A 9,007-nucleotide genomic window follows, 5' to 3' on the forward strand; every position below is an offset into this window, starting at 1 on the left:
TGCAACGTCGCACCGATGTCCGACGTCCGGGTCGTGGTCATCGACTGCACCGACACCGGCGCATCCCCACCGACCGCCACCGACCCGACCTGGATGCGCCGTGAGGGACGGCGCATCGCGAGCGGCCGGGCCGGCAGCTCGGGGAGACCCAGTGCGACTGGTTCTCCAGTGGTCATGACGTCACCGGCTCCCGGCGACGGTCTCGCGCGCGGCACGCAGGGACTCCTTGAGCGAGCCCATCGTGGCGAGGACGGCAGTGGGCTCGTAGCCGCAGTGCGCCATGCAGTTGGCGCAGCGCGGATCCTTGCCGCGGCCGTACTTGTCCCAGTCGGTCTCCTCGATGAGTTCCCGGTACGTCGGGACGTACCCGTCGCTCATCAGATAGCAGGGCCGCTGCCAGCCGAAGAGCGAGTAGTTGGGGATCGCCCAGGCCGTGCACGGGAAGTCCGCCTTGCCCTCGAGGAAGTCCAGGAAGAGCGGCGAGTGGTTCAGCCGCCAGCGGGCCCGGTTGCCGCCCGCGAAGGACTTCTTGAACAGCTCGCGGGTCTGCTCGACACCGAGGAAGTGCTCCTGGTCGGGAGCCTTCTCGTACGCGTAGGCGGGCGAGATCATCATCTCGTCGACCTTCAGGTCGTCATTGAGGTAGTTGAGGACCTCGATGACGGTCTGCGGGGTGTCGGTGTTGAAGAAGGTGGAGTTCGTGGTGACCCGGAAGCCGCGCTGCTTGGCCTCCTTGATCGCCGCCACCGCCTCGTCGAACACGCCTTCCTTGGCGACCGATTCGTCGTGCCGCTCGCGCAGACCGTCGATGTGCACGGCGAAGGCGAAGAACGGCGACGGGGTGAATTTCTCCATCTTCTTGCGCAGCAGCATCGCGTTGGTGCAGAGGAAGACGTACTTCTTCCGCGCCACCAGCTGCCGCACGATTTCGTCGATCTGCGGGTGCATCAGGGGTTCACCGCCCGCGATGGACACCATCGGGGCACCCGATTCCAGCACCGCGCCGACGGCCTGGGCCACCGGCATGCGCTGCTTGAGTACTCCTGCCGGATGCTGGATCTTTCCGCAGCCCTCGCACGCCAGATTGCAGGCGAACAAAGGCTCCAGCTCGACAATGAGCGGGAATTTGTCCCGCTTGCGGAGCTTCTGTTCAATGAGGTACGTCGCAACCTTGATGGTCTGACGAAGCGGCATGGCCATCTAGCTCACCTCCTGGGGAGCAGCAAAGATCGGTGCCATTCATAGAAAGCCGGCAGGACAGCGCGGAGAACACGGAAAGCCGATATTCCACCGCGTACCGTGCCGATGCGGACGAGCTCATGCTCCGGAGCGTCCACGACCACCCGTACGGCCGCAACCGGGCGTGCCCCGGTGCGCAGGGCGGTGCGGAGGGTGGCGGCGGACTCCATGTCCACAGCGATCGCTCCGGTGGCCCGCAGCTCGGCCCGCTCATGTCCGCGCACGACATGGCCGGATCCGGTCAGCGGACCGATGTGGACGGTGCGGCCCGGCACCGTCCTGGCGAGTGCCTCGGCGAGCAGACCCGCACCGGTGCAGGCCGTCGAGTCGCCGGCCTCCCGGGTCTCGTCGGCGACCACCAGGTCTCCCGGGTGCATGCCGGGCGCGAGCCCGGCACAGAACCCGGAGGCGATGACCGCGGCGCCGAGCGCCCGGTCCTGACCGAGCGCGTGCGCCACGGCCGTCTCGGCGGCTTTCGGGCCCATGCCCGTACGGAGCACGGTCACCTGACCCGGGGCGCCGTCCGCCTTTCCTCTGCCACTGCGCAGGGCGAGTTGCTCGATACCGAGCGCGCAGGCGATCAGCAGCGGCGCCGCGGGGCCGGACGGCCCCGGTGCATCGTCCATCAGGCCCCCTCCCGGACGGCCGTGCGGTCGGCGAACGGGTCGCCGTACACGTACCGCCCGAGTGCGGTGAGCGGGAAGACCTGCCGGTAGAGGTGGTAGTTGATGGAGAAGTCCCAGGGGAACCCGGTGCCGGTGAAGTACGGCTCGTCCCAGGACCCGTCAGCCTGCTGGGCCTCGGTCAGCCAGGCGATGCCCCGGGTCACCGCCGTGCTCTCGCGCCGGCCGGCCGCAAGGAGGGCGAGGAGCGCCCAGGCGGTCTGGGACGCGGTCGACGCACCGTGCCCGATCCACTTCTCCTCCTGGTACGAGCGCAGGTCCTCGCCCCAGCCGCCGTCGTCGTTCTGCGCGGACTCCAGCCAGCCGACCGCCCGGCGGATCGCCGGATGGGCGGCGGGCAGCCCGGCGGCGACCAGGGCGGGCACCACCGACCCCGTTCCGTATACGTAGTTGACGCCCCAACGGCCGAACCAGGCACCGCTCGCCTCCTGTTCGGCAAGCAGCCACTCGATGCCGCGCCGGGCGGCAGGGTGGTCGGACCGCCCCTCCATGGCGAGCATCTCCACCACGTGTCCGGTGACATCGGCGGACGGCGGGTCGATGACCTCTCCGAAGTCGCAGAACGGCAGCCGGTTGGGGAACGGGCTGGTGTTGTCGGCGTCGAATGCACCCCAGGCCCCGTTGCGGGACTGCATGCCGAGGTTCCAGCGCACCCCGCGTTCGATGGCGGCGTCGACGGCGGCCGGATTCGGATGCCGGACCCGGCGCAGCGCGAGGACCACCTCGGCGGTGTCGTCGATGTCCGGATAGTTGTCGTTGTGGAACTCGAACGCCCATCCGCCCGGGTCCAGTTGAGGCCGACGCACGGACCAGTCGCCGGGCCTCACGATCTCCTCGCCGAGCATCCAGTCCGCCGCTTTCACGAGCGCGGGATGGTCGGGTCTGACTCCGGCATCGGCGAGTGCGATGGTGGCGAGGCAGGTGTCCCAGACCGGTGACTGACAGGCCTCGATCATGCGGGCGCCGTCCTCGCGCCAGATGGCGAACCGGTTCAGCGAATCCAGGCCGGCCCGCATCACCGGGTGATCGAGGTCGTAGCCGAGGAGGTGCAGGGCGATGACGGAGTACACGGCGGGCGGCTGGATGCCGCCCCAGCAGCCGTCGTTCTCCTGGCGTTCGATGATCCAGCGGGCCGCCGCATTCATGGCGACCCGGCGCAGCCCGCGCGGGGCCACTTTGTGGTAGACGTGCAGCGCCTTGTCGAGGCGCTGGAAGACGCCGTCCCAACTGGCCACCGGAGCACGGCGCTTGGGCGGGTTGGGGACGAGCGGGTCGGTGTGCAGTTCGTCGAGGGTGAAGGGCGCGGGCCGTACCGGACGCTTCGCCGAGACCACGGTCAGCGGCACAATCGTCTGCCGGGCCCAGCAGCCGAAGTCGTAGATGTTGAGCGGGACCCACTTCGGGAAGAACATCAGCTCCGGTGGGAGCTCGGGCAGGTCGTCCCATTTCCACCAGCCGAACAGGGCCAGCCAGATCCGGGTGAAGACGCGGCTCTCGGCGATGCCGCCCTGTTCCCTGATCCACCTCGAGGCGCGGGCCATGTGCGGGTCGTCCGGCCGGTCTCCGGCCAGCCGCAGCGCGACGTACGCCTCGATGGTGGTGGAGAGCTCGCCCGGGCCTCCGTGGAAGGTGGCCCAGGTGCCGTCGCCGAGCTGTTCGCCGCGGATGAAGCGGGCGGCCGACTCGACGGTGGCCGGGTCCTGAATTCCGAGGAACTGGCGGAGCAGCAGATCCTCGGCGTCCATGGTGACATTGGTGGCGAGGTCGCCCTTCCACCAGCCCTGGTCGTCCTGTCTGCCGAGGAGGTGCTCCACCGAGCGTTCCGCGGCCCGCCGCGCGACGGCGAGTACGTCGTCCGCGACGATGGTTGATTCGGTCGGTTCGCTGGCCGAGGCTGCGCGGGGGTCAACGGCCCCGGTGCTTCCGTCGGTCGTCGCTGTCATGGCTTCCCCTTCGTGCAGTTGGTCCTCTGCTGTGCTGGGGTCTCCGTCGGCCGGCGCCCTTCGAGGGCGCCGACCGGCGACTGCGAGTCATATGCGAATGGTGATCATCTCTTTCGTACGACGACGAAGTCCGCGAGCGCCGTGAGCTGCGCACGCACGGTTTCCGGCATGTCGACACCATGCAGCGCCTCGATGGCGACCGCGTGCTGCCGACGGGCTTCCTGGGCGGTCCACTCGCGGCCGCCCGCCTCCTCGATGAGCGCCGCCCGGGCGGCGAACTCCTTCTCGGAGAAGCTGTCGAAGTCGGTGCTCTTGGCGTCCGCGGCGAGCAGCTCGCCGAGGCGTTCCGAGGCCGGTCCGCCCGCGGCGAGCGCGGCGACGACCGGCAGGGACTTCTTGCGCTGACGCAGATCGCTCCAGGTCTGCTTTCCGGTGGACTCCGGGTCGCCCCAGATACCGAGCAGATCGTCGACGGCCTGGAAGGCGAGGCCGAGGTGGTAGCCGTACGCCTCCAGGGTGTCGGCGGTGCGGTCGTCGGCGCCGCCGAGTACCGCACCGATGGAGACGGCGCAGGCGAGCAGGGCGCCCGTCTTGTTGCCCTCCATCTCCAGGCACTCCTCGACGGTGACCCGCTCGCGGTGCTCGTAGGAGATGTCCTGGGCCTGCCCGTCGATGAGCTTGCGGGTGGCGGTGGTCAGACGGCGGGCCGCGCGGCCCGCCTCGACCGTGCCGAGTTCCAGCAGGATCTCGTTGGCCAGCGCGAACAGCGCGTCGCCGACCAGGATCGCCTGCGCGGGGCCGTGCACCTTCCATACGGTGTCACGGTGGCGGCGCTGCTCGTCGCCGTCCATCAGATCGTCGTGCAACAGCGAGAAGTTGTGCACGAGTTCGACGGCGACCGCGCCGGGGATGCCGGCCTCGGCCGCAGCGCCCGCCGCCTCCGCGGACAGCAGGGCGAGCGCCGGGCGGACGGCCTTGCCGCCGTCGCCGTCGGAGGGCCGGCCCTGGGCGTCGATCCAGCCGAAGTGGTAGGCGGCGACGGTGTCCATGGGCGGTGCGAGCCGGTCAACGGCGGCCCGGAGCACCGGAGCGGACAGGGCCCGTCCGCGCTCCAGAAGCACGGTGACGTCCGCGGTGTCTACCGCGGTGTCGAAAGCCGGATTCGCCGGGGTCACTGACTCTCCTCTTGTTCCGGTGGTACTGCTCATGCCGCCTCCTGCAGCGGAATTTCATGGGTGCGGCCGAGAGCACGGAGCGCGGCGTCCGCGGCGGTGGACCCGCTGCGCACCGCCCCCTCCATCGTCGCGGGCCAGCCGGTGGCGGTCCATGCTCCGGCCAGATAGAGGCCGGGGGCACGGGTGTGGGCTCCGGGGCGCAGCCGGCCGACGCCGGGAGCGGGGGCGAAGGTCGCTGTGCGTTCCCGGGTGACGAAGAAGTCCCTGATGCCGGCTCCGCGGGCGGCCGGCAGGAGCCGTTCCAGCTCGGGCAGATAGCGGCTGCGCAGTTCGGCGACGGGCAGGTCGATCTCGTCGTCGGCCGCGGACTGGGAGAGCGCGAGGTACTGTCCGGGGCCGGTCAGCCCGGAGGCGTCCGTACGGTCGAAGACCCACTGGACCGGGGAGCCGAGCGCGGCGAAGAACGGGCGGCGCAGCACCTTGCGGTCGTAGACGACGTGCACATTGAGAATCGGCGAGGTACCGATGGAGAGCAGCCTGCCCGGCTCGTCGAGTGCGCCTTCGGGCAGCAGGTCGTACGCCTCGCGCTGCGGGACGGCGAGCACGACGGTGTCCGCCTCGATCCGTTCGGCGCCCGTGTCGACGAACCAGCGTCCGTCGCCGGTGCGGGTGACGGTGCCGGCCTTGGTGCGCAGCTCGGTCCGTACGCCGGCGGAGTCGAGCGCCTTGCGGGTCAGCGTGTCGTGCACCTCGCCGAGCGGCACGCTCGCCCAGCCGATGTCGGCGGCGCCGGGCTCGGAAAGGAGCCCGGTCTTGAAGACCTTCGCGGCGAGGGCCAGCGAGGAGTTCGGGGCGGTGGCATTGAGGGTGGCGACGCCGACGAGGTCCCAGAGGGCTTCGATGGTGCGCGGGGACTGCCCGTGGCGGGTCAGCCAGCTGCCGAAGTCGATGGTGTCGAGCGCCGGGTCGTCCGGGTCGAGCCGGCCGAGTGCCAGCGCGGCGCGCCCGACACCTGCCCGCTCGGCGAGCGAGAGATGCGGGTAGCGGGCCAGCCCGGCGGCGAGGTGGAACGGCACCGGCAGGGCGTTGCGGCGCAGCCGTCCGAGCCGGGGCCCCGAGGGGCGTCCGACATCGAGAACGGGCACGTCCAAACGGTTTTGCAGGGGTGCCAGACGGGCACCGCCGACCCGGTCGAGGAACCAGCGGTAGGCGGTGCAGCAACGAAGGTAGACATGCTGACCGTTGTCCACGGTCAGTTCGCCGCGTTTGAAGGAGAAGACGAGTCCGCCGAGTCTCGGCCGTCCTTCGAGCAGGGTCACGTCAAGCCCGGCGTCGGCGAGACGGAGGGCCGCGGTGATGCCGGCCAGTCCCCCGCCGATCACGACCGCGCGGGAGGAACGCGGAGCCTCGTCGGTCACGCGTCCCCCTTTCGCCAGGTTGCTCCGGCCGGCCCGGCCGTTCGGGCCGGGCTCGTCTTTTCGGTCAGGCACGTCGTTTCAGTCAGGGACGCGTCGGACCACCGCAGGGTTGCCCAAGGTCTGGACCGATCGTCCGCGATGCACATGGTGCGCAAGATATCTGCATTACGCATCAGACACGCCCCCGGGCCGTCCGGCGCGAGATGTACCGCGCGTCCAGACCCGACAGGCCGCGCACCGCGACGTACGCCTTCTCGTGGCCCGGCAGCGACACCCGGCCGCGCAGCACCGCCTCGGGGTCGCGCTCGATCCGGTCGAGCAGGCGGCGGTAGATACCGGCCATGGCGGCCACACAGGCGCCGCTGCGGCGGTCCAGCATCGGCAGCAGCCGGTAGCCCTCGGCGAAGAGGGCGCGGGCGCGCCGCACCTCGAAGTGGACCAGGCCGGCGAAGTCGGAGCCGGGCGGCGGGGTGGCCCGGTGGAAACCGGCGGAACAGCCGAACTTGGCGAGGTCGTCGGCGGGCAGATACGTACGCCCGTTGCCCGCGTCCTCGCGGACGTCGCGCAGGATGTTGGTCAGCTGCAGGGCGAGGCCGAGCGTGTCGGCGTACTCCGCGGCGCGGTCCGCGCCGGGTGCGCCGGGTTCCGTACCGAAAACGCCCAGGCTGAGCCGGCCGATGGCCCCTGCGACACACCGGCAGTAGACCTTGAGGTCGTCCCACGTCTCGTACGTCGTGCCGCGCACGTCCATGAGCACGCCGTCGATCAGCTCGTCGAGCCCGCCGAGCGGCAGCGGGAACCGGTTCGCGGCGTCGGCGAGCGCGACGGCCACCGGGTCGGTGTCGTCCTCATCGATCGCGCCGTCCCGGATCCGGTCCAGCAGCGTGCGGGTGCTCTCCAGCCGGAGCCGCTTGGTCTCCGGCTCCAGCTCGCCGTCGCCGATGTCGTCGACCCGGCGGGAGAAGGCGTACAACGCCGACATGGCCTGCCGCTTCTCGGCAGGCAGCAGCCTGATTCCGTACGCGAAGTTACGCGCCTGCTGTCCGGTGACGGCCTCGCAGTAACTGTATGCGGCCTGTACCGGCGCCGACATGTACGTCGTCTGTCCCTCCACGGTCCGGCTCACCCCTCTCTACGCGCTCTTCGCAAGACAACTCCCACCTCGCGCAGCAAGCTGGGCTTGGTGGGCTTGGGCGGTCCGGGCAGTACATCGAACCCGGCGGCCGCGATCGCAGTGAGGGCGGCACGCCCCCCTCCCACAAATCCGGCGAGAAGCAGCTTGAGCCTGCCGTGGACGCTACCCACCAAGGGGGTGCCTTCATTCAGCAGGTTCCGGGCGCGTTCTGCTTCGTATGCAACCAGTGCGCGCACCGATGCGCCCCCGGAGGGGGTTGCCAGGTCGGCCTCGGTGACATGGAACCCGGCCATGTCGTCGGCCGGCAGATAGATCCGGTCGCGGCCGAGGTCCTCGGTGACGTCCTGGAGGTGCTCGACGATCTGCAGGGCGGTGCAGACGGCGTCGGAGCGCCGGATCCGCTCGGGGCTCGCGGTGCCGGTGATCTGGAGAACCAGGCGGCCGACCGGGTTGGCGGAGAGTTCGCAGTAGGCGAGGAGCTCCTCGTACGTCCCGTACCGCCGGACCTTCTGGTCCTGCCGGTTGGCCTCGATGAGCCCGAGGAACGGCTCGGGCGTGAGGGAGCAGCGCCGCACGGTGGGGCGCAGAGCACGCAACAGCGGGTGGTGCGGGCCGTCGCCCGCAGTGTCGAAGACGCGGTGCAGGTCCGCCTCGAACGCGTCGAGCATCGCGAGCCGGTCATCGGTCTGCGCGGGGTCCAGCCCCAGGTGGCGGGCGTCGACGCCGCCGGGGGCGAGATCGCCGTCACCGATGTCGTCGACCAGGCGGGCGTAGCCGTACACCGCCATCAGATCGTTACGCCAGGCGCGTGGCAGGAAAAACGGGGCCACGGGGAAATTCTCGTCCGCGGCCTTGTCGAGCGTGGCGGGTACAGCGGCGTCATGGCGCGCTTGCCGGGTACGGGTCACCACTGACCGTCCGGCGCGGGGACGGCATATACACCTCGGAGCTGGAGATTTTCCGTCATTGCCGTCACATCTCCCGTTCTACACTGCTGACCCAAAACATCCCATTCCGGACACGCCGCCCGCTCTCCCGAGTGCGGAGGACCGCCTACGGGCGGTGCACCCAGGCGGTATCGCCCCACTTGCCACGAATCAGCACCGGTACAGCTTACGTTGTACAACGCCCAGGCATACGCCGGGGTGTAGCGCGCATTACAACAACGCTGCGTTCTCCGCCAACCTTCCCCGCGTGCAAGAGAATTGACGTCATCCGGCGGGAGGAGATCTTCCCCGGGCGTGCGTCGGCGCGGCGCACGCCCCCACGGAGTCCACGCTCTCCGACACCGCAGCGGCCTCTGCCGGAGTGCTCCGGCAGGCCGGACACCTCCCACAACGCGATCGCTGCATCCACCCGCAGCCACAGCTCGTCGTGCGACAGCAGAGCCCGCAGCCGTGGCGCTGCCGCTTCC

General features: G+C 70.2%; 8 protein-coding genes. All 8 read right to left on the reverse strand.

Going from position 1 to position 9,007, the window contains the following annotated elements; all coding sequences use genetic code 11:
- A partial coding sequence (locus tag ACWCP8_RS40770) for a flavodoxin-dependent (E)-4-hydroxy-3-methylbut-2-enyl-diphosphate synthase (protein ID WP_352272512.1) occupies positions 1-176 on the reverse strand: 176 nt, incomplete at its 3' end.
- Between the two features lie 4 nt (positions 177-180).
- Positions 181-1,200, reverse strand: a complete 1,020-nt coding sequence (gene hpnH / locus ACWCP8_RS40775) for an adenosyl-hopene transferase HpnH (protein WP_352272501.1) — start codon at positions 1,198-1,200, stop codon at positions 181-183.
- A gap of 5 nt (positions 1,201-1,205) precedes the next feature.
- On the reverse strand, positions 1,206-1,865 hold the full coding sequence (locus tag ACWCP8_RS40780; protein ID WP_352272503.1) for a phosphorylase family protein: 660 nt from the start codon (positions 1,863-1,865) through the stop codon (positions 1,206-1,208).
- Positions 1,865-3,865, reverse strand: coding sequence for a squalene--hopene cyclase (gene shc / locus ACWCP8_RS40785; RefSeq protein WP_352272504.1), 2,001 nt, complete (start codon positions 3,863-3,865; stop codon positions 1,865-1,867). The genes ACWCP8_RS40780 and shc overlap by 1 nt, the downstream gene beginning before the upstream one ends.
- Positions 3,866-3,969: 104 nt before the next feature.
- The gene (locus ACWCP8_RS40790; RefSeq protein ID WP_352272506.1) at positions 3,970-5,073 is read right to left on the reverse strand and encodes a polyprenyl synthetase family protein; all 1,104 of its coding nucleotides are present in this window, start codon (positions 5,071-5,073) and stop codon (positions 3,970-3,972) included.
- Positions 5,070-6,458, reverse strand: coding sequence for a hydroxysqualene dehydroxylase HpnE (gene hpnE, locus ACWCP8_RS40795; RefSeq protein WP_451121599.1), 1,389 nt, complete (start codon positions 6,456-6,458; stop codon positions 5,070-5,072). Before hpnE ends, ACWCP8_RS40790 begins: the two co-directional genes overlap by 4 nt.
- Before the next feature lie 172 nt (positions 6,459-6,630).
- Positions 6,631-7,551 carry a presqualene diphosphate synthase HpnD gene (gene hpnD / locus ACWCP8_RS40800; protein WP_352272514.1) on the reverse strand — a complete coding sequence of 307 codons (921 nt, stop codon included), beginning with the start codon at positions 7,549-7,551 and terminating at the stop codon, positions 6,631-6,633.
- A 29-nt stretch (positions 7,552-7,580) separates the two neighbouring features.
- Positions 7,581-8,501, reverse strand: a complete 921-nt coding sequence (gene hpnC, locus ACWCP8_RS40805) for a squalene synthase HpnC (protein WP_352272510.1) — start codon at positions 8,499-8,501, stop codon at positions 7,581-7,583.
- Between the last annotated feature and the right edge of the window lie 506 nt (positions 8,502-9,007).

This window comes from Streptomyces sp. NPDC002206 (assembly GCF_053593595.1).

What these genes read in the sequence shown, in the direction of transcription:
- hpnH (WP_352272501.1), bottom strand. Translation starts at nt 1,200, where the DNA reads ATGGCCATGCCGCTTCGTCAGACCATCAAGGTTGCGACGTACCTCATT.
- ACWCP8_RS40780 (WP_352272503.1), bottom strand. Translation starts at nt 1,865, where the DNA reads ATGGACGATGCACCGGGGCCGTCCGGCCCCGCGGCGCCGCTGCTGATC.
- shc (WP_352272504.1), bottom strand. Translation starts at nt 3,865, where the DNA reads ATGACAGCGACGACCGACGGAAGCACCGGGGCCGTTGACCCCCGCGCA.
- ACWCP8_RS40790 (WP_352272506.1), bottom strand. Translation starts at nt 5,073, where the DNA reads ATGAGCAGTACCACCGGAACAAGAGGAGAGTCAGTGACCCCGGCGAAT.
- hpnD (WP_352272514.1), bottom strand. Translation starts at nt 7,551, where the DNA reads ATGTCGGCGCCGGTACAGGCCGCATACAGTTACTGCGAGGCCGTCACC.